This is a genomic window from Lentzea sp. (assembly GCF_036380075.1).
Lineage (GTDB): Bacteria > Actinomycetota > Actinomycetes > Mycobacteriales > Pseudonocardiaceae > Lentzea.
Genome location: NZ_DASVFL010000134.1, coordinates 38,488 through 63,798, shown reverse-complemented (window position 1 = coordinate 63,798; position 25,311 = coordinate 38,488). Strand labels below are relative to the sequence as shown.

Sequence of the window (25,311 nt, the reverse complement as noted above, 5' to 3'; positions counted from 1 at the left end):
GTGTGGCTGCCTCGAGCACTGCTCGTGACGGGACCACCCCACGCATCGCGCAACCACGCACGCAACAGCAAGCCGCCCAACGCAACAGGCGTGCCATCTACCCACGTGCGGCGCTGGCCGGTCTTTGATCAGTTGGCGGGGTCCGGGGCGGAGCCCCGCGCCTGAAACAGGAACCCGCCAGCCAAACGCAACCAACCAGCCCCAGCCCACCAGACCGAATCAATCCTCAGGCACCCAAGCAAGCAGCCGCACCTTCGCGACGGTACGCACGTGCCTGCGCATAGCCGCAGCAGCCTTCTTGCCGTCCCCCGCGACGATCGCCTCAAAAATCGCCGTGTGCTGCGCCAGCGACCGGGACGGGCGCCCCGGCTGGCGCAGCGACTCGGTGCGGCTCTCCGTGATCTGCGTGGCGATGGTCGTCATGAAGTCCGCGAGCAGTGAGCTGTGCGCGGCCGCGGTGACGGCGGCGTGGAACCGGCGATCCCCCTCCACGCCATTGGCGCCGTTCTCGATCTCCTCGCCCATGAAGACGAGCGCCTGCCGGATGTCCTCCAGCTCGGCGTCGGTGCGGCGTTCGGCGGCGAGCTCGGCGAGCTTGGTCTCCAGCGCCTCGCGTGCCTCCAGGACGTCCGGGAGGCGCTTGCGGCGTTCGACGAGCTGCTCCACCGGTTCGACGTCGAGGGTGTCGCGGACCAGGTAGGTGCCGCCGCCGTGCCGTGCCTCGACGAGGCCCTGTACCTCCAGCACCACGATCGCCTGCTTGACCGACGCGCGGCTCACCCCGAGGCTCGCCGCGAGGTCGCGTTCGGCGGGCAGCCTGTCGCCCGCGCTCAGCCCCGCCTCGGTCACGTGCTCGCGCAGCCGTTCGAGCACCTGCTCGTACAGGCGGGACTTGACCATGGGCCGCAGTGCCTCGGACATCTGCCCAGGATATCCGGCCAAGTGGCTCAGCCACTAGGCCACCTCTTGACAGCGGGTGGACGCTGGGCGGAAAGTGGCTCAGCCACTTGGCCACTGTTCCTGCCGCCGTCCCCCTGCGAGTGCCCCAACGACGGGAGCCCTGCATGTCAGCCGAACTGGTTTCGATACTCGTGCTGGTCGTGGTGTTCGTCATCGCCACGACGCGGTCGATCAACATGGGGGCGCTGGCGTTCGCCGCGGCCTTCGGGGTCGGCACGCTGGTCGCGGACATGAAGACCGACGACATCTTCAAGGGGTTCCCCGGCTCGTTGTTCGTCGTGCTGGTCGGCGTGACGTTCCTGTTCGCCATCGCCCGCGCCAACGGCACCACGGACTGGCTCGTGCACGTCGCGATCCGGCTGGTCGGCGGGCGGATCGCGCTGATGCCGTGGGTGATGTTCGCGATCACCGGCGTGCTGACGGCGATCGGCGCGGTCAGCCCGGCGGCGGTGGCGATCGTCGCGCCGATCGCGATGGGGTTCGCGGCCAAGTACCGGATCAACCCGCTGCTGATGGGCGTGATGGTGGTGCACGGCGCGCAGGCCGGTGGCTTCTCCCCCATCAGCATCTACGGGACGATCGTCAACGGGATCGTGGCGAAGGAGGGGCTGCCGGGCGGCGAGATCGTGCTGTTCCTGGCCAGTCTCGTGGTGAACCTGCTGATCGCCGCGGTGGTGTTCGTGGTGCTGGGCGGGATGAAGCTCGCGCGGCACCCGCTGAACGCGCCGGCCGCGGTTCGTGACGACGAGGACGTCGACGGGCCGGTCGGTGGTGGAGCCGGAGTCGCCACGGAGGTCGAGGAGCGCGTCACGCTGACCGCGCCGCGCATCGCGACCCTCGTCGGACTGGTCGCGCTGGTCGTGGCGGCCCTGGTGTTCGACCTCGACGTCGGCCTCGCCGCGATCACGGTCGCCGTGCTGCTCAGCGTGGTGTGGCCGGAGACGTCCAAGCAGGCCATCACCCAGATCACCTGGCCGACCGTGCTGCTGATCTGCGGCATCCTGACCTACGTCGCCGTGCTCCAGACGATGGGCACGATCAAGTGGGCGGGCGACTCGGTCGCGGGCGTCGGCGCTCCCCTGCTGGCGGCGCTGCTCATCTGCTACATCGGCGCGATCGTGTCGGCGTTCGCGTCGTCGGTCGGCATCATGGGCGCGCTGATCCCGCTGGCCGTGCCGTTCCTGCTCCAGGGCGAGGTCAGCTCGGTCGGGCTGATCGCGGCCCTCGCGGTGTCGGCGACCGTCGTCGACGTGAGCCCGTTCTCCACCAACGGCGCCCTGGTGCTGGCCGGTGCGCAGGACGTCGACCGCGACCGGTTCTTCAAGCAGCTCATGGTCTACGGCGGGATCATGGTCGCGGCGGCACCGCCGCTGGTGTGGCTCGCCCTCGTCGTCCCGGGAATCTGGTGAGATCATTGTTCGCACTGCAGTCCGACCGCGTCGCGCTCCGCTTCGGCGACCGCACCCTCACCCACGCGGAGCTGGCGTCCTGCGCCGGAGCCCTCGCCTCCCGGCTCGCCGGGTCGCCGCGGGTGGCGGTGTGGGCCACGCCGACCATCGAGACGTGCGTGGCGGTCGTCGCGGCACTGCTCGCCGGGGTGCCCGCCGTGCCGCTCAACCCGAAGGTCGGCGAACGGGAGCTCGCGCACATCGTGGCCGACAGCGCGCCCGCGCTGGTGCTCGCGGCTCCGGGCGTCGCGCTGCCGTCCGGCCTGGACTCCGTGCCACGCCTGGACGTGACGCTGGAGGGGTCGGCCGGCTCGTTCCCGGAGCCCGATCTCTCGGCGCCGGCGCTGGTCGTCTACACCTCGGGCACCACCGGTTCGCCGAAGGGCGTGGTGCTGCCGCGGCGGGCGATCGTGTCCACTTTGGACGCGGTGGCCGAGGCGTGGGAGTGGACCGAGGACGACGTGCTGGTGCACGCGCTGCCGTTGTTCCACGTGCACGGCCTGATCCTGGGCGTGCTGGGACCGTTGCGGCGCGGCGGGACCCTGCACCACCTCGGCAGGTTCTCGACCGACCTCGTGACGGAGGCGCTGGACGGCGACGGCACGATGATGTTCGGCGTGCCGACGATGTACCACCGCATCGCCGAGGAGGTCGGCTCGAACGCGCCGCTCGCCGCCGCTCTGCGCGGCGCCCGGCTGCTCGTGTCGGGTTCGGCGGCGCTGCCCGTGCGCGACCACGAACGGATCGAGGCGGCCACCGGCCAGCGCGTCGTCGAGCGGTACGGCATGACCGAGACCCTGATGAACACCAGCGTGCGCGCGTCGGGCGACCGCCGTCCGGGCGCGGTGGGCGTGCCGCTGCCGGGGGTCGAGGTGCGGCTGGTGGACGACACCGGCTCGGCGGTGGCCGAACCCGGTGCGATCGGCGAGATCCAGGTGCGCGGCGAGAACCTGTTCACCGAGTACCTGAACCGCCCCGACGCCACCGCCGAGGCCTTCGCGGACGGCTGGTTCCGCACCGGCGACGTCGGCACCCGCGACCCGGACGGCTACTACCGGATCGTCGGGCGCAAGGCCACCGACATCATCAAGAGCGGCGGCTACAAGATCGGCGCGGGCGAGATCGAGAACGCGCTGCTGGAACACCCCTCGGTGAAGGAGGTGGCGGTCACCGGCGAGCCGGACGACGACCTCGGCGAACGGATCGTCGCCTGGGTGGTGCCCGCCGGCGACGCCCCCGCCGCCGAGGAGCTGTCCGACCACGTGGCCCGGCTGCTGACCCCGCACAAGCGGCCGCGGCGGGTGAGGTTCGTGGAGTCGTTGCCGCGCAACGACATGGGCAAGGTGATGAAGCGTGCCCTCGGGACGTGAGTCGGCCCGGGAGGTGATCGCGCGGGTGGCGTCGGGGTTCGCGGAGCTGCCGGACGAGGCGGGCGCTCCCGGCGCCGTCCCAGGCCAGGACGGGCCGCTGCGGTGGCCCGGCTACGGCGCCGCCCTCGCCTCCGCCACCGCGAACACCGGCGAACGCGAGTCCGTCGTCTGCGGCATCGCCGACGTCGGAGGCGTCCGCACCGTCCTCGTCGCGTTCGAGTTCGGCTTCCTCGGCGGCTCCCTGGGCACCCGCACCGGCACGCGCATCGAGCGGGCCTTCACGAAGGCCCGCGAGCTGCACCTCCCGGTCGTGTCTCTGGTCGCGACCGGCGGCAGCCGCATGCAGGAGGGCACCCCCGCCCTCCTGCAGCTCCCCCGCATCGCCCGCCAGCTGACGCTGCACCGCCGCGCCGGGCTCGCCCACGTCGCCGTGCTGCGCGACCCGACGACCGGCGGCGGGTGGGCGACGCTCGGGGCGGGTGCGGACGTCGTGCTCGGGGTGTGCGGGGCGCAGGTCGGGTTCGCCGGGTCGCGGGTGCGGCCACCGGGGTACTCGGTGGCGCAGCAGTTCGCGGCGGGTCTGGTCGACCAGCTGGTGCCCGTGGACGAGCTGCGCGGCCGGCTGGAGCGGTGGCTCCGGCTGCTCACCACGCCCGGGACGACGCCTGCTCCCGTGCCGCACGCGTTGGGCTCGACCACGCTGCCCGACACCGGCTGGGACGCGGTGCAGCGCGCCCGGTCACGGAACCGGCCGCACGCCGACGACTACCTGGCGGCCTACTTCGACTGGCACGAGCCGGTCAGCGGTGACCGCGCCGGAGGCGTCGACCCCGGGGTGCTGTGCGGTTTCGGGCAGCGCGACGGCGTGACGTTCGCGTACGCGGCGCAGTGCGGCACGGCCACGCGACCCGCCGGGTTCCGGACGGCGGCGCGGCTGGTCCGGCTGGCCGACCGGCTGGACGTCCCGGTGCTCACCCTCGTCGACACGCCCGGTGCGGCCAACGACCCGGCGGCCGAGGAGGCCGGGGTCGGGGCGGCGATCGCGGACCTGTTCACGGCCGTGGCCGAGGCACGGGTGCCGGTCACGTCGTTGCTGGTCGGCGAGGGCGGCTCCGGGGGCGCGCTGGCGTTCGCGCAGCCCGAACGGCTGTGGGTGACGCCGGACAGCTACCTCGCGGTCATCTCACCCGAGCTGGCGGCGGCGATCCTCAAACGCGACCCCGCGCAGGCGCGGCGGACGGCGGACCAGCTGCGGTTGCGTCCGCAGGACCTGGTCGAGCTGGGCGTCGCGCGCGGCTTCGCCCAGCTCGGCCGGACAGCGGATCAGGCGAACACCAGGTAGGTGAAGGCCAGCATCGAGCTCGGCACGCACAGGGTGACCAGTCCGACGACGCCGTAGAACGGGTCCTTCCTGGTCACCATCCCGGCGAAGGCTCCGATCGCGAACAGGATGGACGCGACGAGCAGCACGGCAGCGACGATCGACATCGGTGGGGTTTCCTCAAGTCAGAAGGAGTGCGGGGAGTCGGGAGCGGCCGCGAACGGCGGTGCCCGGCTCGACCGGTGACCTGAGGTGGAACCTTCCGCGCTGACGGCGTCGGTCGCCGCCACGAGGACGCGCGAGTCCGGCGGACGCGGGGCGCCTGCCGCGGACAGCAGCGCCCAGCAGGCGTCCGGTGACGCCGTGGTGTGGACGTGCACGACCGAGACCGGGGCGTTGAGCCCCGATCCCGGCTGGTCGGCGGCGTTGTCGCGCGCACTCGTGCCGACGAACGCCAGCAGCAGGGCCAGCAGGAGCGCCGGCCACCTCACTGCGCGGCAGCCTGCTTGCGGCGCAGGAAGAACTCGCCGACGGGTTCGACGTACCGGGCGGCGATCGGGCCGATGATCGCCATCAGCAGCACGTACGCGGTGGCGAGGGCGGCCAGCTGTTCGCTCACGTGCCCGGATGCGACGGCGAGACCGGCGATGACGATCGAGAACTCGCCTCGCGCGACGAGCGCGGCGCCGGTGCGGGCCCGGCCCATCTTCCCGATGCCCTGGCGGCGGGCGGCCCACCAGCCGGTCGCCACCTTCGTCAGCGTGGTGATGACGGCCAGCAGCACCGCCATGCCCAGCACCGGCGGGATCGTGCGCGGGTCGGTGTTGAGGCCGAACACGACGAAGAACATCGCGGCGAACAGGTCGCGCAACGGTTCGAGGAGGCGGGTGGCGTTCTCGGCGGTGGAGCCGGAGATCGCGATGCCCAGCAGGAACGCGCCGACGGCGGCGGAGACCTGGAGCTCCGAGGCGATGCCGGCCACGAGCAGCGCGGACCCGAGCAGCTTGAGCAGGAACACCTCGTGGTCGGGGCTGTCCACGATCGCGGAGATGACCCGGCCGTACTTCAGCGCCACCACGAGGACCACGGTGATCGCGAGCAGCGAGATGCCGACCGACGTGAGCCCGCCGAGGAAGCTGACGCCCGCCAGGACCGCCGTGAGGACCGGCAGGTACACGGCCATCGCGAGGTCCTCGAACACCAGCACCGACAGGATCACCGGGGTCTCGCGGTTGCCGAGCCGGCCGAGGTCGCCGAGGACCTTCGCGATGATGCCGGACGACGAGATGTAGGTGACGCCGGCCATCGCGAGCGCGCCGACCGGTCCCCAGCCCAGCAGCAACGCGACGACGGCGCCGGGCGCGGCGTTCAGCACGATGTCGAGCAGGCCCGCCATCCACGACTTCTTCAGGCCCGTCGTGAGCTCGGACGCCGAGTACTCGAGGCCCAGCAGCAACAGCAGCAGCACCACGCCGATCTCGCTGGCGAGGTGGGCGAACTCCTCGATGCCGTGCAACGGGATGAGCCCGCCGGAGCCGAACGCGAGTCCGCCGACGAGGTAGAGCGGGATCGGCGAGATGCCGAACTTCCAGGCGACCCTGCCGAGCAGGCCCAGTCCGAAGAAGACCGCGCCCAGTTGGATGAGCGCGATCGTGGTGTCGTGCACGTGCCTCAGCCGCCCGTCAGGATGTCCGCGGCGGCATCGAGCCCCTCCGCGGTGCCGACGACGACCGCGAGATCGCCGTTCTGGAACAAGAAGTCAGGACCCGGCGACGGGTGCGCGGTGCCCGCCCGCACGACCGCCACGATGGACGCGGCGGTGCGGGTGCGCAGCGCGGTGTCGCCGAGCGTGCGGTTCGCGAACGCGGTGACCGGCAGCTGGCGGGTGGAGATCCCGGCGATGTCGCGGTGCTGCGCGTCGAGCTGTGACACGAGCTGCGGCGCCCCGAGCAGACCCGCCAGCGTCCCCGCCTCCTCCGGCGCGAGCGGGATCGACGCCGCGGTCGCGTCGGGATCGTCCTGTTTGGACAGGATGAGCTCGAACTTGCCGTCGCGGTAGGTGATCACGCCGATCCGGCGGCCGGAGCGGATGGAGAAGTCCTGCCTGACCCCTATGCCGGGCAGGGGCGTCACTTCGACGTTCACGCGAGTGTCCTAGGGTTCGATGAGCCCGGCGCGGATCGCGTACCGGGTGAGTTCGAGGCGGTCCTTGAGCCCGAGTTTCTGCAGCAGGTTGGCCCGGTGCCGCTCGACGGTCTTGACGCTGATCACGAGCATGTCCGCGATCTCCTTGGAGGAGTGGCCCTCCGCGACCAGCTTGAGGATCTCCTCCTCGCGGTCGGTGATCGTCCGCGGCGGGAGCCCCTCCTTCGCCCGGTCCAGGTAGTTGCGGATCAGCGAGCTGACCGCGCCGGGGTAGAGGAACGGCTCGCCGCGCATGGCCGACCGGCACGCCTCGACGAGGTCGCGGTCGGCGACCGACTTGAGCACGTACCCGGACGCGCCCGCCTTGAGCGCCTCGAAGAAGTACTGCTCGTTGTCGTACATGGTGAGCATGAGGATGCGGAGGTCCGGCTGGATGCGGGACAGCTCGCGGGCGGCCTGCAGGCCGGTGAGGCGCGGCATCGCGATGTCGAGGATCGCGAGGTCCGGCTGCTGCTCCTTGGCCTTGCCGATGGCCTCCGCGCCGTCGCCCGCCTCGGCGACGACCTCGAGGTCCGGTTCGCTGTCGAGGATCATCCGGACGCCGCGCCGCACGAGCGCGTGGTCGTCGGCCAGCAGGATGCGCACGGTCATGCGGTCGCCGCCTTCACGACGAGCCGCACCTCGGTGCCGGACGGCCCGGCCGGTCCGACGGCGAGCTCGGCGCCGACCAGCAACGCCCGTTCGCGCATCCCCCTGATCCCCGCCCCTTCCGCGCTGGTGCCGATCCCCCTGCCGTTGTCCCGGACTCTCAGCTCCACTTCGGACGGACGGGCCTTGAGGCTCAGCTCGATCTCCTGGGCGTCGGCGTGCCGGACGGTGTTGGTGAGGCCCTCCTGCGCGACGCGGTACACGACCAGCTCGGTCTCGGCGTCGAGAGGCGGCAGGTTCTTGTCGAAGGCCCGCCTGATGCTCACGTCGGTCTGCGCGGAGATCTCGGCGGTCAGCGACTTGAGCGCGCTCACCAGCCCGAGCTCCTCCAGCACCCCCGGCCGCAGCCGGCGGGCGATGCGGCGGATCTCGTCGAGGGAGCTGCGCGTGGTCTCCTGCACCTGCACCAGCTCCTCCCGGATCGCGGGCGGCGACTGGTCCGCCACCCTCTTGAGCCCCAGCAGCACGGCCGTCAGCGACTGCCCGACCTCGTCGTGCAGCTCCTGCGCCACCCGCCGCCGCTCGGACTCCTGGGCCGAGAGCGCGATGGCCGAGCTGTACCCGCGCTCGGCCTCCAGCCGGTCGATCATGCTGTTGAACGTGGTGATCAGCTCGGCGATCTCGCCGTGCCCCTTGGCCTGCAGCCGCGGTCCCGGCTTGAGCAGGTCGATGGTGGTCATGGCGCGGGTGAGCCGCCCGAGCGGCGCGAGCCCGACGCGGATGAGCAGGGCGTTGGCGATGAGCATCACCGCGAGCCCGGCCGCGAGCACCAGCACCTCCCTGAGCAGGGCGGGCGTCGACACGGTGGCGGGCCCGAACACGAGCACGGCGGCCGCCGCCACCAGCACCAGGGCGTTGAGCAGGAAGATCCGCGCGAACAACGACACACGCGCCGCCTTTCCGTGATCACTTCCCGCCACGCACGCGAGACTGACTGCCGGGGACGCCACCTGTCCATCCGTGGCAACACCCATGTTCGCGGTGCGCGGGGAGCCGCGCTGGTCGGTGGCGGGCGGGGTGGTGACGGTCACGGCTCCGGCGGGGTGGCGGGGGTCACCGGTGGCAGGGGTGCGCGGCAGGGCGCACGGGGGGCCGACACCCATGCCGGCCGCTCATCCCGCGCTCGTGAACTGCGAAGTTGGGTGCCCGGACCGATCGTCAACGGCGGCGGAATCGCGGATCGTGGAACTCGACGCTCTCAACCGAACCGGGGAGGCGCCCGATGCCCGTCACCGATCGCAGGACCCCCGCCCGCACCCGGCCCACCTGGCCGTTCCACGTCGTGGCGCTCGTGCTGGTCCTCGCCGGCCTGCTGCTCCCGCACGCCCTGCTGGTGGCCGCCGGACTGATCCTGTGCGGCTCCGCCGGACTCGCTAGGCCGCGCGCCGCGGGTAGGTGAACACCCGCAGGAAGGTGTCGAACAGCTCGCGCGGACCCTCCAGGTCCACCCGCCCGTCCTTCGCCGCGCGGACGAAGGTCCGGTAGGCGGGCAGCTCGTCCTCCGCGAACCGCGGGGTCATCACGAGGTCGGCCCCGCCGGGAACGGGCCCCAGGCCGGACGTCAGCTCGCCGTCGGTCAGCACGGCGTGCACGACCACGTCGGCGAGGTGCAGCTCCCACGAGGCCGTGATGCCCGCGGCCTCGTTCGCCTGGAAGGCGGCGCGGAGGTTCAGCACGGCGCCGTCGGGGGTGACGACGTAGCCGGGCTGCGGGTCGCCGAGCAGCGACGAGCCCCAGCGGCCCAGTGCGATCAGCGACGGCTCCAGGGCGTGGCCCACCTCGGTCAGGGTGTAGACGACGCCCCGCGACGGCGCCGGGGCCACCTGCCGTTCGACGATGCCGGCCTGCTCCAGCTCCTTGAGGCGCGTCGAGAGCACGTTCGTCGGGATGCCCCGCAGGCCCTCCTGGAGGTCGGTGTAGCGGCGAGGACGGACTGTGAGGTCGCGCACGATCAGCAACGCCCACCGCTCGCCGACGAGCTCCAGCGCTCGGGCGAGTCCGCAGTACTGGGCGTAGTCACGTCGCTTCACGCCATCCACGATAGCGCGCTTGCGCAGACCTAGCTGACTTCGTAAAAAAGAGTTTACTTGCAATAACGAAGTGCGGTCGTTAGCGTCGGTCACCTCGACCCGACGTGGAGGAACCGTCATGACCGCAGTCCTGGACCGACCCGCGACCGCGACAGCGAGGAGGGGGCTGTTCCTGCCGCACGGCGTGGGCTTCGCGGGCATCTCCGCGGCGATGGTCGCGGTCCTCGTCGCGGCCGGCGCGCCCGGTCCGCTGCTGCCGATCTACCAGGCGCAGTGGGGGTTCGCGCCGTGGGTGCTGACCCTCGCGTTCGGCGTCTACGCGTTCGCGTTGCTGGTCACGATCCCCGTGGTCGGCTCGCTGTCCGACTACGTCGGCAGGCGGCCGCTGATGATCGGCTCACTGGCCCTCGACCTGGTGGCGATGGTGGTGTTCCTGCTGTCGCCGTCGATCGGGTGGCTGATCGTGGCGCGGGTCGTGCAGGGTGTCGCCACCGCGGCGGCGTCGAGCTCGCTCAGCGCGGCCGTCGTCGAGCTGGCGCCGCAACGGCACAAGAAGCTCGGCGCGCAGATGACGAGCATGGCACCGCTCGCGGGCCTCGGCATCGGCGCGCTCTACTCCGGCCTCGTCGCGCAGTTCGCGGCCGACGCGGCGTTCGCGGTGTGGCTGGTGCTCGTGGTGGTGATGGCGCTCGCCACGGTCTTCGCGGTGTTCACGCCGGAGACCGCGACGCGCAAGCCCGGTGCGCTGGCCTCGCTGGTCCCGCGGGTGTCGCTGCCGAAGCAGGTGCGCCGCCTGTACGCGACCACGGTCCCGGGGATCGTCGGCGCGTTCATGATGATGACGCTGTGGATGGGACTGGTTCCCGTCGTGCTGGTGTCGGTCTTCCACGTGCGCGGCCCGATCGTCGGCGCGCTGGTCGCGTTCGTCGTGTTCGCGGTCGGCGCGGGCGTCTCGGCCTCCACCAGCTCGGTCCGCCCGCACCTGCTGCGGCTCGCGGGGATGAGCGGGATGACCGTGGGCGCGATCGTGTTCGTCGGGGCCATCGGCGCGCACGCGCAGGCGCTCGTCTGGGTGTCCGCGCTGCTGACCGGTGCGGGCATCGGCTCCGCGTTCGCCGGCACCACCCGCGGCCTGGTGCCCGAGGTGGCACCGCACGAGCGCGCCGGTCTGTTCACCGCGATCTACGTCGTCGGCTACCTCGGGATGGGCGTCTCGGCGGTCGTCGCGGGACCCGTCGCCGGCGTCGTCGGCGCGGCGACCATGGCGTCCTGGTTCGGTGTCGTCACGGCGCTCGTGACGCTGACCGGCGTCATCGCCACCGCCAGGTTCAACCGGAGGTAGCGGCGCGGTGCGGGTCGTGGACGTGGGCCCGCACGCCCTGCGGGTCGAACAGCACCACCAGCTCGACCGCCCCGCCGTAGGCACTGCCCAGCCAGTGCGGTGACGACGTGTCGAACTCGGCGGCCTCGCCCGGCGGCAACGTCAGGTCGAGGTCGTCGAGCACCAGCCGCAACCGTCCGTTGAGGACGTAGAGCCACTCGAACCCGTCGTGCGTCTGCATAGTCGGTTCGAGTGGCTTCTGCGTGGCGGGGATGAGCATCTTGAACGCCTGCACGCCACCCGGCCGGCGCGAGAGCGGCACGAACGTCATCCCGAACCGGTGGATCGGCGTCAGGTGGATGCGCGGATCGCCCGTGCGCGGGGCGCCGACGAGCTCGTCCAGCGGCACGTCGTACACGCGTGCCAGCGGGAGCAGCAGCTCCAGGGTCGCGCGGCGCTGCCCGCTTTCCAGGCGCGACAACGTGCTCTCGGAGATGCCCGTGGTCGTGGCGAGGTCGGCGAGCGTGATGCCGCGGTGCCGCCGCAGCGCCCGCAGGCGGGGGCCGACGGCGTCGAGGACCTCTTCGGTTTCGCGGTGCACGGGCGTCCATCTTGCCAGAGCGGCAAGTTTTCGTGCCAGATCCGGCACGAGTCGAGCACCTTGGGGGCATGAAACGCCTCGTGCTCGCACTTCTCCTGTTCCTCACGGCCTGCGCGCCCACGACCGAACCGCCCGCCTACACCTCCGTCACGCGCGACGACGCCGCGTTCCAGAAGGACTTCCGGCACGAGTTCGCCGACGTCGACGGCGTGCGGATGCACTACGTGACAGGCGGAAGCGGCTCACCGGTCGTGCTGGTGCACGGCTGGCCGCAGACCTGGTACGGCTGGTGGCCGATCATGCCGGAGCTCGCCGAGCGCCACACCGTCTACGCGATCGACCTGCCCGGCCTGGGCGACAGCACCGGCGCCGCGAAGAGCTACGACAAGGCGACGCTCGCGAAGTACGTCCACGGCCTGACGCAGCGGCTCGGTCTGAAGAACCCCTCGATCGTCGGCCACGACCTCGGCGCCGCCGTCGCGTTCCAGTACGCCAGCCAGTTCCCCGCCGACACGGCGAAGCTCGGCTACCTCGACCTGCCGCTGCCCGGTCCCGCGATCGACGCCCGCACGTACCGGACCCTCAGCTGGCACATCGCCTTCCACTCGCAGCGCGAGGTCCCGGAGGCGGTCGTGCACGACGACGTCCGCGACTACCTGAAGCTGTTCTACCCGCAGGTTTCCTACCAGGGCACGGCTTTCGGCGGCACGTCCACCACGTCGCCGTTCACCGACGCCGAGATCGACGAGTACGCGCGCACGTACTCCACCGCGCTGACGAACGGCTTCGAGCTGTACCGCGCGCTCGACCAGGACGTGCGTGACACCGAAGCCGCAAAACCGGTCACCGCACCGACTCTGGTCATGGCCGCGGAGGGACAGGCCGAGGCGATCCGCGGCACGGCGGCCCCGCGGATGACGAACATCGTGCGCACCGTCGACGTGCCGCGCGCGGGGCACTGGCTCGTCGAGGAGAACCCCGGGTTCGTCACCGCGGAGCTGCTGCGGTTCCTCAGCTCATGACCGGCACGCGGTCCGCCCACGGCAGCGCCTCTTCGAGCTGCGCCGCGAGCTTGATGAGCGAGGACTCCCCCGCCAGCGGCGCGACGAACTGGACGCCGAGCGGCAGGCCGTCCGCGGTCCAGTGCAGCGGCAGCGAGATCGCGGGCCGGCCGGTCAGGTTCGCGAGCTGCGTGTAAGGCACCCAGCCGAGGTTCTGCCGGATCATGTCGTCGACGATCTTGGTGTGCCGCAGGAGCCGCGCGGTGCGGGTCTTGAGCAGCACGTCGGTCGCCCGCTGCAACGACACCGGCAGCTCGAACTGGCCGATTTTCGGCGGCGGGGTCGCGAGCGTCGGCGTCAGCAGCAGGTCGTAGGACTCGAAGAACACGCTCAGCCGGCGGGTGTGCTCGTGCCGCCGCTGCACGGCGTCCACGTAGTCGACGCTGCTCGTGGCCCGTCCCAGCGCGGCCATGAGCAGCGTGTCACGTTCGAACGCGACGTCCGGCGCCCCGGTCAGCCGCTTCGCGTCGGCGACCTTCCAGGCGAGGTTGACGAACCAGGTCAGCAGGAAGTCCTTGGCCAGTGCGGCGTCGTCGAACGGCGCCCGCGGCAGCTCCTCGACGTGGTGGCCGAGGTCGGTGAGCACGCGGACGGCCGACTCGACGGCCTTGCGCGCCTCCGGGTCGGGGTCCGGGTTGATCGCCGACGGCACCCGCACGCCGATGCGCAGCTTGCCGGGATCCGCGCCGACGCACGACAGGAACGACTCCGAGGGCATCGCCACCGAGTACGGACCGGACGGCTCGCCACCCGAGATGACGTCGAACATCGCGGCCGTGTCGCGCACCGTCCGCGACACGACCCCCTGCACCGCCGCGCCGTGCATCATCTCGGCGGTCTCCGGCCCGAACGGCGTCAGCCCGCGTCCCGGCTTCAGCCCGACGAGCCCGCAGCACGCCGCCGGGATCCGCGTCGAGCCACCGCCGTCGTTCGCGCCGGCGCACGGCACGATCCCGGCGGCCACCGCGGCCGCGCTGCCGCCGGACGAACCGCCGGGCGTCCGGTCGAGGTCCCACGGGTTGCGCGCGGGCCCCCACACGACCGACTCGCTGATCGCCTTGGCGCCGAACTCCGGCAGGTTCGTCTTGCCGAAGATCACCAGCCCGGCGTCGAGCCAGCGCTGGACCACGGTCGAGTGCCGGTCCACCGGGTGCCGCCGGAGCGACCGCGACCCGTTCGACGTGGGCAGGCCCGCGTAGTCCTGGCCGAGGTCCTTGATCAGGAACGGCACCCCGGCGAACGGGCCGGTGAGGTCGTCGGACGGCTCGGCGGGCACGTCCCGCACGATCGCGTTGAGCCGCGGGTTCACCTCGGCGGCGCGTGCCCTCGCCGTCTCCAGGAGTTCCGCCGCGGACACCTGCCTGTCCGCGACGAGCCGGGCCAGCCCGGTCGCGTCGTAGTTCCGGTACTCGTCGAAGTCCACGCGCTCAAGGTAGCTGTTCGGCCATCTCCGCCAGTGCCTCCCGCGCGGCGGCCGCGCCGGTCTCGAACGCCGCCTTCAGCACCTCCGGGCCCCGTTCGGTCCTGCCGATCTGAGCGCTCCCCAGCGGCGGCCGGATCTGCAGGCACGCCGGGTGCGAGTTGAGCGCGGCCTCCTCCTCCACCCACGACTCGACGCGGCTCAGCCACGGCGCCGCGGCACCCGGGGCGTAGCGGGCGAACCAGCGCGTCAGCAGCAGCCGCTCGGCGCGGGCGGGAGGCATCGCGACCTCGTCGGTCCGGCGCGTCCGCAACGCCACGACGTGGGTGGCGCCCTGCGCCAGCGCGGTGCGCACCGGGACCATCTCGGTCAGGCCCGCGTCGACGTACGGGCGGCCGTCGATCACGACGGGTTCGCCGGCCAGCAGCGGCATCGCGGTCGAGGCCCGCAACGCGGTCTGCACGCTCACCGTGTCGTGGATGGTCTTGTGCAGGTCGGTGGACTCGCCGCTCAGGCCGTCCGTGGCCATCGGGTGGAACTCGACGGGGTTGTCGAGGATCTCCTGGAAGCCCATCGGGTGCCGTTGGGTGTAGACGGTGTGCACGAGGTGGTGGGTGTCGACGACCGGGCGCCTGCTCAGCACGCGGCGCGGGTTGATCGTCGTGCTCATCACCGCCGGGTCCCACCAGGCGTGCTTGCTGCGGTCGACGCGGCCGCAGAGCAGCCACGCGGCGTTCAGGGAGCCCGCGGAGCTGCCGTAGACGGCGTCGAACAACGGCAGCAGGCCGTTCCGCTCGATCGGGGCGGTCATGCCGCTCGAGTACGCGCCGCGCGAGCTGCCGCCTTCGACGAGCAGCACGAGCCGGGCGCCGTCATCGCGTCGTCCCGGAACGCTGCGCTGACGCCGGCGCGCCCGCAGCAGGTCGAGGACGGGTCCTTCACTGGTCACACACCCGAGTGAATCATGACCCGGGAATCCATTCGCGACGGCTGCTACCGTGGAGTGGAGATCACCGCCCCTGAACCAGGAGGCCGACGTGCTGGTGGGTGAAGACGACATCTCCGGGTGAGCCCGGGATGTGACAGGCCATCGACTGCCGGTGGCCGATTCGTCGTCCCCTTTTCCCACTCGCGCGAAGCGCACGACCCGCGCGCAGCACACCCGAGGTCTCACACCCATGTCCGATGCCTTCGTCGTCGTGTCCGGCCTGTCCTTCTCCTGGCCGGACGACACCCCCGTGTTCGACGGCCTGTCCGTCTCCGTGCCCGGTGGCCGCACCGGTCTCGTCGCCCCCAACGGCGCCGGGAAGTCCACGCTGCTCAAGCTCGTCGCCGGCGTCCTCACCCCGTCCGGCGGCACCGTGACCGTCGACGGCGTCCTCGGCTACCTGCCGCAGGACCTGCCCCTCACCGCCGGGCTCACCGTGGCCGAGGTGCTCGGCGTCGCGGACGTCCTGCGCGCCCTCCGCGCGGTCGAGTCCGGTGACGCCGCCGAGGAGCACTTCACCACCATCGGCACCGACTGGGACGTCGAGGAGCGCACGCGCGCCCAGCTCGACCGGCTCGGGCTCGGCGACCTCGCGCTCGACCGCGTGCTGGGCACGCTGAGCGGCGGCCAGGTCGTCTCGCTCGGCCTCGCGGCGCAGTTGCTCAAGCAGCCGGACGTGCTGCTGCTCGACGAACCCACGAACAACCTCGACCTCCAGGCGCGCCACCGGCTCCACGACGTGCTCGGCGACTGGCGCGGCTGCCTGCTGGTCGTCAGCCACGACCGCGCGCTGCTCGACCGGATGGACCGGATCGCCGAGCTGGACGGCGGCGAGATCCGCTTCCACGGCGGCAACTTCACCGAGTACGAGGAAGCGGTGGCGGCCGAGCGCGAGGTCGCGGAGAAGAACATCCGCAGCGCCGAGCAGGAGGTCAAACGCGAGAAGCGGGAGATGCAGCAGGCCCGCGAACGCGCCGCCCGCCGTGCGTCCACCGCGCAGAGGAACCTGTCGAGCGCGGGCCTGCCGAAGATCTTCGCGGGCACCATGAAACGCAACGCCGAGGTGTCCGCCGCCAAGGCCGACGGCACGCACGCGGCCCGGCTCACCGCCGCCAAGTCGCGGCTCGACCAGGCCGAACGCGCGCTCAAGGACGAGCAGCGGATCAGCCTGGAGCTGCCGCAGACCGCCGTCCCGGCCGGCCGCACGCTGTTCACCGGCACGGGCATCCGGGTGCGCGACCTGTTCGACGGCGCCGACCTCACGATCCGCGGCCCGGAACGCATCGCGCTGGCCGCACCGAACGGCGCGGGCAAGTCGACGCTGCTGCGCGTCGTCGACGGGTCGCTCACGCCCGACAGCGGCGAGGTGAAGCGGGCCGACGGACGGGTGGCGTACCTGTCGCAGCGCCTCGACCTGCTCGACGACGCGCGGACCGTCGCGGAGAACCTGGCCGCGTTCGCCCCCGCGATGCCCCCGGCGGAGCGGATGAACCTGTTGGCGCGCTTCCTGTTCCGCGGTCCGCGGGCGCACCTGCCGGTCGGCGTGCTGTCCGGCGGCGAACGGCTGCGCGCGACGCTCGCCTGCGTCCTGTTCGCCGAGCCCGCGCCGCAGCTGCTGCTGCTCGACGAGCCGACCAACAACCTCGACCTGGTGAGCGCCGGGCAGCTGGAGAGCGCGTTGAACTCCTACCAGGGCGCGTTCGTCGTCGTCAGCCACGACGAACGGTTCCTGAGCGAGGTGAGGATCGACCGCCGGCTGCGCCTCGACGGCGGCAAGCTGCTGGAGGCCGGCAATGGCTGAAGCGGCGCTCGTCGCGCACGAGCTGGTGCGCGGGTTCGGCGGCCGGCGCGTGCTGGACGGGGTGTCGCTCACCGCGGCGCCCGGCCGGCGGATCGGGCTGATCGGCGAGAACGGCGCGGGCAAGTCGACGTTGCTGCGGCTGCTCGCGGGGGTGGACCAGCCCGACGGCGGCACGGTCGCGCGACCGCCGGACCTGGGTTTCCTCCGGCAGGAGGCGGAGTTCCCGGACTCGGCCTCCGTCGCCGACGTGGTCGACGACGCGCTGGCCGAGTCGCGGGCGGTGCTGGCCGACCTGGAACGCCTCACCGGCGAGGCGCACCTGGCGGAGTACGCGGAACGGCTGGAGCGGGCCGACCGGCTCGAGGCCTGGGACGCGGACCGGCGCGCCGGGATCGTCCTCGGCGGACTCGGGCTCGGCGACGTCGCGCGGGACCGTCCGCTCGGCACGCTCTCCGGAGGGCAGCGCCGCCGGCTGGCGCTGGCCGCGCTCGTGGTGCGGCGGCCGTCCGCGCTGCTGCTCGACGAACCGACCAACCACCTCGACGACGACGCGGCCGCGTTCCTGGAGGAGCAGCTGCGCGCCCTGCCCGGCGCCCTCGTCGTCGCGAGCCACGACCGGGCGTTCCTCGACGCGGTGTGCACGGACCTGCTCGACCTCGACCCCGCGGTCGACGGCCCCGTGCGGTTCGGCGGCACCTACAGCGAGTACCTGGCGCAGAAGCGCGCCGACCGCGCCCGGTGGGAGCGCCGGTACGCCGAGGAGCAGGAGGAGCTGGCCGGGCTGCGGTCGTCCCTGGGCCTGATCGCGGGCAGGGTCGCGCCGAACCGGGCGATGCGCGACAGCGACAAGATGGGCTACGGCGTGCGGGCCAACCGCGTGCAGAGCCAGATCTCGCGCCGCGTCCGCAACGCCTCTCGCCGCCTGGAGGACCTGGAACGCCACGCCGTGCCCGCTCCCCCGCGCCCGCTGAGCTTCGCCGCGCCGTTGACCTCGGCCGGCGCGGAGCTGGTGTCGCTGCGCCGGGTCCACGTGCCGGGGCGGGTGGCGGTGGACGCCCTCGACGTGCGCGACGGCGACCGGCTGCTCGTGACCGGCCCGAACGGCGCGGGCAAGTCGACGTTGCTGCTGGTCCTGGCCGGACGGCTGGACGTGCCGGGCGTGCGGCGGGCGGCCGGGGTGAGCGTCGGCCTGCTCGGCCAGGACACGTCGTTCGCCCACCCGCGCCTCACGCCGCGGGCCACCTACGGCCGCGCGCTGGGCGCCGAACGCGTCGCGGAGGTGCCGTTGGAGTCGCTGGGCCTGCTGCACCGGTGGGACCTGGGCAAACCGGTCGGCGCGCTGTCCGTGGGGCAGCAGCGGCGGCTCGCCCTGGCGTTGCTGGTGGCCGCGCCACCGCAGCTGCTGCTGCTCGACGAGCCGACGAACCACCTGTCCCCGGCGCTGTGCGACGAGCTGGAGGACGCGCTGGGACCGGGTCCGGGAGCGATCGTGCTGGCGAGCCACGACCGGTGGCTGCGGGCGCGGTGGAAGGGCGCCGGGATCTCCGTGTCGAATCCGGGCACGCGGCCTCGACACCCCTGCGACGGAGATCCCCGCACCACGGAGGACTGACCATGACCGGACAGCCGCCCATCGTCGACCGCGCCACCTGGCAGCGGGCCCGCGACGAGCTCCTGGTCCGCGAGAAGGCGCACACCCGCGAGGGCGACGCCATCGCCGCGGCCCGCCGCCGCCTGCCGATGGTGGAGTTCGACGGCAGGACCGAGGTCGTCGGCGCCGCGGGCCCGGTGCCGTTCCTCGACCTGTTCCAGGGCCGCGACGAGCTGGTCGTCTACAAGCACATGTGGTGGGACGGTGCGCCGCACCAGGGCCAGTGCGAGGGCTGCACCCACCTGCCGTGGCACTTCGACGACGCCGCCTACCTCAACGCGCGCGGCGTCTCGTTCGCCTTCGTGACCACCGGCGCGTGGGACGAGGTGGCGGAGTTCGTCGCGTTCATGGGCTACTCGTCGCCCTGGTACTCGGTGCGCGGTCTGGACGAGCCCGTCGGCGGCGACATGGGGTACCTCACCAGCTACCTGCGCGACGGCGACCGGACGTTCCTCGCGTACTCGACCACCGGGCGCGGGACCGAGCGGGTCAACGGGTCGCTCGGGCTGCTGGACATGACCGTGCGCGGGCGGGGCGAGGCCTGGGAGTCGCAGCCGGAGGGGTGGCCGCAGGCCCGGCACGCCGGGTGGTTCTGGCGGACGAACGCCGCCGGCGAGCCCGGCTGGGGCGAGGACAGCAGGCCCGTTCCGCAGTGGACCCGGCCGGGGGCCGCGCCGGTCGGGACGCTGGGACGGCGGGGGCACTGCCACTGACGTCCGGACCGGGCGCCCCCGTCGGCGGCGGGACGCGCCCGGTCCTTTGTGGTGGTTGCACCCGCTCCCGGCCTGACTCTCCGTCCCCGCGCGGACGCCCTCCGCGGACCCCCATAGGCGCCTGATCAACTTCTGGACCAAAGTATGACGGCGAGTTAGGCCCAGGTATGACGACGTGCCCGCGGGCCCGTCGTTATTGTCCGTTCCTGTGGCCGCCCGCTGCCATCTCACCCTTTCCGCCGGAGGGACACCGCATGAGGGACGTTCTGCAGTCAGCGACAGACGTCCGGTCCCGCGTGACCGGATGGATGGGGAAGAGGTTGCTCGCGCGCCTCAGCAAGACCGGCTTCGACCTCGGGTCGTCGTGGTTCGTCCCCTCCCGGGTCCTGGCACCGCTGCGCCGCAACGGGTTGGACCCCGTGCCGGAACTGGCGCGGATGCACGCGCACGGGCCGGTCACGCGGTTGCCGCTGCCGGTCACGGTGTGGCTGGTGACGGGCTACGAGGCGTCGAAGCAGGTGCTGGTGGACGCGGACGCGTTCAGCAACGACTTCGGGCACCTGCGCGACCTCGGGCTGTTCGCCGACGAGGCGCCGGGCGGACTCGGGTTCAGCGACCCGCCGGAGCACACGCGGCTGCGCAAGGTCCTCACGCCCGAGTTCACCATGCGGCGGCTCTCGCGGCTGGTGCCGCGGATCGAGCGGATCGTCACCGACCAGCTCGACCTGATGTCCATGAAGGACGGTCCGGTCGACCTGGTCGAGCACTTCGCGATGCCGGTGCCCGCGCTCACGATCTGCGAGCTGCTGGGCGTTCCCGCCAGTGAGCGCGAGGAGTTCCAGCGGCGCAGCGTGTCCCGCTTCGACCTCGGCGGGGCGGCGACGGCGTCGTTGTCCGCGGTGTCCGAGTCGATCGTGTACTTCCGCGAGCTGGTGCGGGCGCAGCGGCAGAACCCCAACGACGGGCTGCTCGGCGAGCTCATCCGCAAGCACGGCGACGAGCTGGACGACGACGAGCTCGCGGGTCTCGCCGACGGGCTGCTCACCGGCGGGTTCGAGACGACGGCCAGCATGATCTCGCTCGGCACGCTCGCGATGCTGCGCGACCCCTCGCTGTTCGACCGGGTGCGGTCCGGCGACGAGGCCGTGAACGGGGTCGTCGACGAGCTGCTGCGGCACCAGAGCGTGGTGCAGGTGGCGTTCCTGCGGATCGCGCGCCGGGACGTGGAGGTCGCCGGGACGAAGATCAAGGCGGGCGACATCGTGGCGTGCTCGCTGTCGCAGGCGAACCGCGACCCGAGCGTCTACTCCGACCCCGACGCGATCTGCCCGGCCCGGCAGGCGGGGCAGCACCTGGCGTTCGGCTACGGCGCGCACCGGTGCATCGGCGCGGAGCTCGCCAAGATGGAGCTGCGGATCGCGTACCCGGCGCTCGCCCGGCGGTTCCCCGAGCTGCGGCTCGCGGTGGAGCCGGCGGCGCTCGACTTCCGCAAGGTCTCGATCGTCTACGGGCTGCACTCGCTGCCCGTGCACCTCGGCGCCCACAGCAGCCCGATCCTCTGATCACGGCATTCGGCCGCACCGGGACACCCCGCGTGCGGCCGAACGGCTTCCTGCGGCCGAGGCCGCTCCGCAGTAGCGTCCGAGGGCATGAGACGACTGCTCAGCGTCGCGTTGTCGTTCCTCCTCGTGTTCACCGCCACCCAGCCCGCCTCCGCCGACCGCGGCGACCAGCCGCTGCCCGGCTACACGATCGTCAACCCGCCGCTGGCGCCCGCGACCGTCGGCGGCCGGCCGACGAGGGTCCTGCAGGGCGTGCACAGCCACGCGGGCTACGTCATCGAGGTGCCGCCGCGCTGGAACGGCCGGCTCGCGATGTGGGCGCACGGCTACCGCGGCACCGGCAAGGTCCTCACGGTCGACGCGCCCTCGTACGGGCTGCGGCAGCAGTGGCTCGACGAGGGCTACGCGTGGGCGGCGTCGTCGTACTACAGCAACGCCTACGACGTCCGGGCCGGCGTCACCACGACCCGTGAGCTCGCGACGCTCTTCGGGCGGCTGGTGCGGCGGCCGGAGAAGGTCTTCCTCGCCGGTGTCTCGATGGGCGGGCACGTCATCGCCCGGTCCCTGGAGCAGCACCCCGGCTTCTACGCGGGCGCCCTGCCGATGTGCGGCGTGGTGGGCGACCACGAGCTGTTCGACTACTTCCTGAGCTTCCACCTCGTCGCGCAGACCCTCACCGGCATCCGCGCCTACCCGCTGCCGCCGGACTACCAGACCACCGTCGTGCCGCGCATCCGGCAGGCGCTGGCGGGCGACGACGAGCAGTTCCGCGCCCTGGTCGCCACCCTGTCCGGCGGCGCGCGGCCCGGCACCGACGCCGCCTACGCCTACTGGCAGGACTTCCTGTTCGGGCTCGTCGCCGCCTCGGCGAGCCAGAACCTCGCCGAGAACCCGCAGCTGGTCGCCACGAACGTCGGCACGCGCTACCGGCCGAACTCGCCGGTGGACGTCAACGCGACCGTGCAGCGCGTTCGCGCCGCGAACCCCGTCGCGCGGAACACGTGGGCGCTCACCGAGATCCCCGCCGTCCAGGGCCTGCCGAGCGCTCCGGTCGTGTCGCTGCACGGCATCGGCGACCTGTTCGTGCCGTTCAAGATGGAGCAGGACTACCGCGACGACGCGGCGCGCCGGGGCCGCACGCACCTGCTGGTGCAGCGCGCGATCCGCACGGTCGACCACTGCGAGTTCTCCCCCGCCGAGGCCGGCGCCGCCTGGCGCGACCTGACGACGTGGGTGGACCGCGGCACGCGACCGGCCGGTGACGACGTGCGGCGGACCGACGACCCGAGGTTCGGCTGCCGGTTCAGCGACCGGCAGGCCACCGGCGGCACGAGAGCGCTCTTCCCCGCCTGCTGATCGGCCCGCCACCTCCGACGGCGCCCCGGCGCGGGCGTTGACAACGTTGTCTTCCCTCCCTGCCCAGGACACCGCACGACAACCGAAGAGAGGAAGGTCCATGCTCGGCTCCCTGCACCGACGCGCCAGACACTCCATCCCGCTGCTCGCGGCCGGTCTGCTGGTGGCAGGCCTTGCCGCCGCCACGCCCGCGGTGGCCGCACCGCGCGCCGCCGCGGCACTCACCCAGCACGTGAACCCGTTCATCGGCACGGACAACAGCAACTCGCCCAACCCGGTGCCCGGCGGCGCGGGCGGCAGCACCTACCCCGGCGCCGTCGTGCCGTTCGGCATGGTGCAGCTCAGCCCGGACACGCCGACCGCCTCCCCGTCCGGCTACCGCTACAGCGACGCGAAGATCGAGGAGTTCAGCCTCACCCACTTCAACGGCGCGGGCTGCGCCAACAACGAGGACCTCGGCATCCTCCCGATCACCGGCAACGTCGCCACCTCACCGGGGTCGAACTGGACCGGCTACGCGGGCACGTACACGAAGTCCAACGAGGCGGCGTCGCCCGGCTACTACAAGAACCGGCTGGACACCTACAACACCGGCGTCGAGCTGAGCGCCACCAAGCGCACCGGGTTCATGAAGCTCACCTACCCGAGCACGACCACGGCCAGGGTGCTGGTCAACAGCAGCCGCAGCGCCACGGGCAACCGCACCGGGTCGATCTCGATCAGCGGAAGCCAGCTCACCGGTACGTTCACCGGCGGCGGCTTCTGCGGCTCGTCCAAGACCTACCCGCTCTACTACGCCATCCAGTTCGACCGCGCGCCCACCGGTTTCGGCACGTGGCTCGGCGGCACGGTGACCGCCGGGTCGGCGAGCACCAGCGGGGTGAGCTCGGGCGGCTACGTCACGTTCGACACGTCGTCGAACCCGGTGGTGCAGCTCAAGGTCGGCATCTCGTTCGTCAGCGTGGCCGGCGCGCAGGCCAACCTCGCGGCGGAGAACCCGGGCTTCGACTTCGCGGCCACCAGGGCGGCGGCCGACACCTCGTGGAACGACGTGCTGAACCGGGTGCAGGCGACCGGTGGCTCGGCCGCGGACCTGCAGAAGTTCTACACGGCGCTCTACCACGTGTTCCAGAACCCGAACATCGCGAGCGACGTCAACGGCCAGTACCGCGGCTTCGACCAGACCGTCCGCACCGCGTCGCACACCGTGTACCAGAACTACTCCGGCTGGGACATCTACCGCTCGTGGGCGTCGCTGATAGCGCTGCTGGCACCGGCGGAGTCCAGTGACATCGCCAAGTCCATGGTCCTCGACGGCCAGCAGGGCGGGCTGCTGCCGAAGTGGTCGCACAACAGCCAGGAGATCTTCGTGATGAACGGGGACCCCGGGCCGATCGTCGTGGCGAGCATGTACGCGTTCGGCGTGCGCGGCTTCGACACCGCGGCCGCGCTGGCGTTGATGGACAAGAGCTCCAACGGCGGCACCACGCAGGGCAGCGCGATCCGCGGCCGCCAGTCCGGGTACCTCAGCAGGCACTTCGTCACCGAGGACCCGTCGGACTCGCTGGAGTACTCGGGTTCCGACTTCGCCGTCGCGCAGTTCGCCAAAGCTGTCGGTGACACGGCGAAGTACAACACCTACATGACCCGCGCCCAGTGGTGGTCCAACGTGTACAACCCCGAGTCGGGGTACGTGCAGAAGCGCAACAGCGACAGCTCGTGGGCGTGGCCCGTCACGCCCGGCAGCCCGAGCGGCTACACCGAGGGCAACGCGTCGCAGTACACGTGGATGGTGCCGTGGAACTTCGGCAGCCTCATCAACCTGATGGGCGGGCCGAAGACCGCGGTGCAGCGCCTCGACCACCACTTCACCCAGCTCAACGGCGGACTCAGCCAGCCGTACTTCTACATCGGCAACGAGCCGGAGCACGGCGTGCCGTGGGCCTACCACTACGCCGCCTACCCGCAGGGCACGAGCGCGGCGGTGCGGCGCGTGATGACCGAGTCGTTCACCACCGCGGCCGGCGGCCTGCCCGGCAACGACGACCTCGGCGCCACCTCCGCGTGGTACGTCTGGTCGGCGATGGGCATGTACCCGCCCACGCCGGGTGCCGACGTGCTGGCGTTGCACGGCCCGCTGTTCCCGGCGATCACGGTCACCCGCCCCGGTGCCACGCTGCAGATCAACGCCTCGGGCGCCGGCCCGTCGGCGCAGTACGTGCAGAGCTTCACCCGCAACGGCACCGCCCAGACGCGGAGCTGGCTGCGGTACGGGGACATCTCCGGGAACACGACGCTGAACTACACGATGGGGTCGTCGCCCAGCGCCTGGGGGACGAACGCCGCGGACGTGCCGCCGTCCTACAACGACGGCTTCACTCCCCCGCCGGCAGCGCCCGCCCTCGGCACGAACCTGGCTCTGGGCAAGCCTTCCACGGCGTCCGCGCCCTGCGCCGACTCCGAGGCGGCGGCGAAGGCGTTCGACGGCAGCCTGTCCGGCAAGTGGTGTTCCCTGGCGAGCGGCACGAAGTTCCTCCAGGTCGACCTCGGCTCGGCGCAGACCGTCGGGTCGGTCGTCCTGAAGCACGCGGGGCTCGGCGGTGAGACCACCGGGTTCAACACGGGCGCGTACACCGTCCAGACGTCGACCGACGGCACGAGCTGGACGACGGTGGCGGACGTGTCCTCGGTGCGGGCGAGCCGGTCGTACCACCGGTTCACGCCGCGGCAGGCGCGGTACGTGAAGCTGAACGTGACCACGCCGGCGAACAACGGCAACACGGCGGCGCGGATCTACGAGTTCGAGGTCTACGCGAGCTGACCCGACCGGGGGCGCACCGGTTCCCAGTGCGCCC

Annotated in this window: 23 protein-coding genes; 12 read left to right on the top strand and 11 right to left on the bottom strand. The window is 72.2% G+C overall.

Going from position 1 to position 25,311, the window contains the following annotated elements:
- Window positions 1–219: 219 nt before the first annotated feature.
- Window positions 220–921 (bottom strand): FadR/GntR family transcriptional regulator, encoded by a 702-nt coding sequence (locus VF330_RS16350; RefSeq protein ID WP_330852453.1) that lies wholly within the window; start codon window positions 919–921, stop codon window positions 220–222.
- 143 nt (window positions 922–1,064) lie between these two features.
- Between VF330_RS16350 and VF330_RS16345 the strand changes: the two genes are divergently transcribed.
- The 3 genes from VF330_RS16345 to VF330_RS16335 are packed head-to-tail and all read left to right on the top strand — an operon-like array spanning window position 1,065 to window position 5,120.
- Window positions 1,065–2,369 carry an SLC13 family permease gene (locus VF330_RS16345; protein ID WP_414675384.1) on the top strand — a complete coding sequence of 435 codons (1,305 nt, stop codon included), beginning with the start codon at window positions 1,065–1,067 and terminating at the stop codon, window positions 2,367–2,369.
- A 5-nt stretch (window positions 2,370–2,374) separates the two neighbouring features.
- Window positions 2,375–3,778 carry an acyl-CoA synthetase gene (locus tag VF330_RS16340; RefSeq protein ID WP_414675383.1) on the top strand — a complete coding sequence of 468 codons (1,404 nt, stop codon included), beginning with the start codon at window positions 2,375–2,377 and terminating at the stop codon, window positions 3,776–3,778.
- Window positions 3,762–5,120, top strand: coding sequence for a carboxyl transferase domain-containing protein (locus VF330_RS16335; RefSeq protein ID WP_330852450.1), 1,359 nt, complete (start codon window positions 3,762–3,764; stop codon window positions 5,118–5,120). Before VF330_RS16340 ends, VF330_RS16335 begins: the two co-directional genes overlap by 17 nt.
- Here VF330_RS16335 and VF330_RS16330 read toward each other — a convergent pair.
- From VF330_RS16330 to VF330_RS16305, 6 genes are read right to left on the bottom strand one after another with little or no spacing between them, the layout of a single operon-like run.
- On the bottom strand, window positions 5,102–5,266 hold the full coding sequence (locus tag VF330_RS16330) for a hypothetical protein (RefSeq protein ID WP_330852449.1): 165 nt from the start codon (window positions 5,264–5,266) through the stop codon (window positions 5,102–5,104). The two genes, VF330_RS16335 and VF330_RS16330, sit on opposite strands and share 19 nt — an antisense overlap.
- Before the next feature lie 18 nt (window positions 5,267–5,284).
- A complete protein-coding gene (locus tag VF330_RS16325) occupies window positions 5,285–5,590 on the bottom strand; it encodes a hypothetical protein (protein WP_330852448.1) in 306 nt (101 codons plus the stop codon).
- Complete coding sequence (locus VF330_RS16320) at window positions 5,587–6,765, bottom strand: cation:proton antiporter (protein ID WP_330852447.1); 1,179 nt, start codon at window positions 6,763–6,765, stop codon at window positions 5,587–5,589. Before VF330_RS16320 ends, VF330_RS16325 begins: the two co-directional genes overlap by 4 nt.
- Before the next feature lie 5 nt (window positions 6,766–6,770).
- On the bottom strand, window positions 6,771–7,244 hold the full coding sequence (locus VF330_RS16315; RefSeq protein ID WP_330852446.1) for a cation:proton antiporter regulatory subunit: 474 nt from the start codon (window positions 7,242–7,244) through the stop codon (window positions 6,771–6,773).
- A gap of 9 nt (window positions 7,245–7,253) precedes the next feature.
- Window positions 7,254–7,895 carry a response regulator transcription factor gene (locus VF330_RS16310; protein WP_330852445.1) on the bottom strand — a complete coding sequence of 214 codons (642 nt, stop codon included), beginning with the start codon at window positions 7,893–7,895 and terminating at the stop codon, window positions 7,254–7,256.
- Window positions 7,892–9,055 carry a HAMP domain-containing sensor histidine kinase gene (locus VF330_RS16305; protein ID WP_330852444.1) on the bottom strand — a complete coding sequence of 388 codons (1,164 nt, stop codon included), beginning with the start codon at window positions 9,053–9,055 and terminating at the stop codon, window positions 7,892–7,894. Before VF330_RS16305 ends, VF330_RS16310 begins: the two co-directional genes overlap by 4 nt.
- Window positions 9,056–9,174: 119 nt before the next feature.
- Between VF330_RS16305 and VF330_RS16300 the strand changes: the two genes are divergently transcribed.
- Window positions 9,175–9,351 carry a hypothetical protein gene (locus VF330_RS16300; RefSeq protein ID WP_330852443.1) on the top strand — a complete coding sequence of 59 codons (177 nt, stop codon included), beginning with the start codon at window positions 9,175–9,177 and terminating at the stop codon, window positions 9,349–9,351.
- Here VF330_RS16300 and VF330_RS16295 read toward each other — a convergent pair.
- Window positions 9,326–9,982 carry a helix-turn-helix domain-containing protein gene (locus VF330_RS16295; RefSeq protein ID WP_330852442.1) on the bottom strand — a complete coding sequence of 219 codons (657 nt, stop codon included), beginning with the start codon at window positions 9,980–9,982 and terminating at the stop codon, window positions 9,326–9,328. The genes VF330_RS16300 and VF330_RS16295 overlap by 26 nt on opposite strands.
- A 118-nt stretch (window positions 9,983–10,100) precedes the next feature.
- Between VF330_RS16295 and VF330_RS16290 the strand changes: the two genes are divergently transcribed.
- Window positions 10,101–11,324, top strand: a complete 1,224-nt coding sequence (locus tag VF330_RS16290) for an MFS transporter (protein WP_330852441.1) — start codon at window positions 10,101–10,103, stop codon at window positions 11,322–11,324.
- Here the strand turns inward: VF330_RS16290 and VF330_RS16285 are convergent.
- A complete protein-coding gene (locus VF330_RS16285; RefSeq protein ID WP_330852440.1) occupies window positions 11,311–11,904 on the bottom strand; it encodes a helix-turn-helix transcriptional regulator in 594 nt (197 codons plus the stop codon). The genes VF330_RS16290 and VF330_RS16285 overlap by 14 nt on opposite strands.
- Window positions 11,905–11,972: 68 nt before the next feature.
- Here VF330_RS16285 and VF330_RS16280 point away from each other — a divergent pair, with 68 nt between their 5' ends.
- Window positions 11,973–12,926 (top strand): alpha/beta hydrolase, encoded by a 954-nt coding sequence (locus tag VF330_RS16280; RefSeq protein ID WP_330852439.1) that lies wholly within the window; start codon window positions 11,973–11,975, stop codon window positions 12,924–12,926.
- On the opposite strand, the gene VF330_RS16275 is transcribed toward VF330_RS16280, so the two are convergent.
- Entirely contained in the window at window positions 12,916–14,388 is a 1,473-nt protein-coding gene (locus VF330_RS16275) for an amidase (RefSeq protein WP_330852438.1), read from the bottom strand. The genes VF330_RS16280 and VF330_RS16275 overlap by 11 nt on opposite strands.
- A gap of 4 nt (window positions 14,389–14,392) precedes the next feature.
- Complete coding sequence (locus VF330_RS16270; protein WP_330852437.1) at window positions 14,393–15,334, bottom strand: patatin-like phospholipase family protein; 942 nt, start codon at window positions 15,332–15,334, stop codon at window positions 14,393–14,395.
- Window positions 15,335–15,563: 229 nt separating this feature from the next.
- On the opposite strand from VF330_RS16270, the gene VF330_RS16265 reads away from it, so the two are divergent.
- The 6 genes from VF330_RS16265 to VF330_RS16240 all read left to right on the top strand — a co-directional run bounded on the left by VF330_RS16265 (window position 15,564) and on the right by VF330_RS16240 (window position 25,277).
- Complete coding sequence (locus tag VF330_RS16265) at window positions 15,564–17,174, top strand: ABC-F family ATP-binding cassette domain-containing protein (protein WP_330852436.1); 1,611 nt, start codon at window positions 15,564–15,566, stop codon at window positions 17,172–17,174.
- The gene (locus VF330_RS16260) at window positions 17,167–18,786 is read left to right on the top strand and encodes an ABC-F family ATP-binding cassette domain-containing protein (protein ID WP_330852435.1); all 1,620 of its coding nucleotides are present in this window, start codon (window positions 17,167–17,169) and stop codon (window positions 18,784–18,786) included. The genes VF330_RS16265 and VF330_RS16260 overlap by 8 nt, the downstream gene beginning before the upstream one ends.
- A gap of 2 nt (window positions 18,787–18,788) precedes the next feature.
- Window positions 18,789–19,538 carry a DUF899 family protein gene (locus tag VF330_RS16255; protein ID WP_330852434.1) on the top strand — a complete coding sequence of 250 codons (750 nt, stop codon included), beginning with the start codon at window positions 18,789–18,791 and terminating at the stop codon, window positions 19,536–19,538.
- 308 nt (window positions 19,539–19,846) lie between these two features.
- Window positions 19,847–21,100 (top strand): cytochrome P450, encoded by a 1,254-nt coding sequence (locus tag VF330_RS16250; RefSeq protein ID WP_330852433.1) that lies wholly within the window; start codon window positions 19,847–19,849, stop codon window positions 21,098–21,100.
- Window positions 21,101–21,187: 87 nt separating this feature from the next.
- The gene (locus VF330_RS16245; RefSeq protein WP_330852432.1) at window positions 21,188–22,456 is read left to right on the top strand and encodes a hypothetical protein; all 1,269 of its coding nucleotides are present in this window, start codon (window positions 21,188–21,190) and stop codon (window positions 22,454–22,456) included.
- 100 nt (window positions 22,457–22,556) lie between these two features.
- Window positions 22,557–25,277, top strand: a complete 2,721-nt coding sequence (locus VF330_RS16240) for a GH92 family glycosyl hydrolase (protein ID WP_330852431.1) — start codon at window positions 22,557–22,559, stop codon at window positions 25,275–25,277.
- Window positions 25,278–25,311 lie beyond the last annotated feature (34 nt).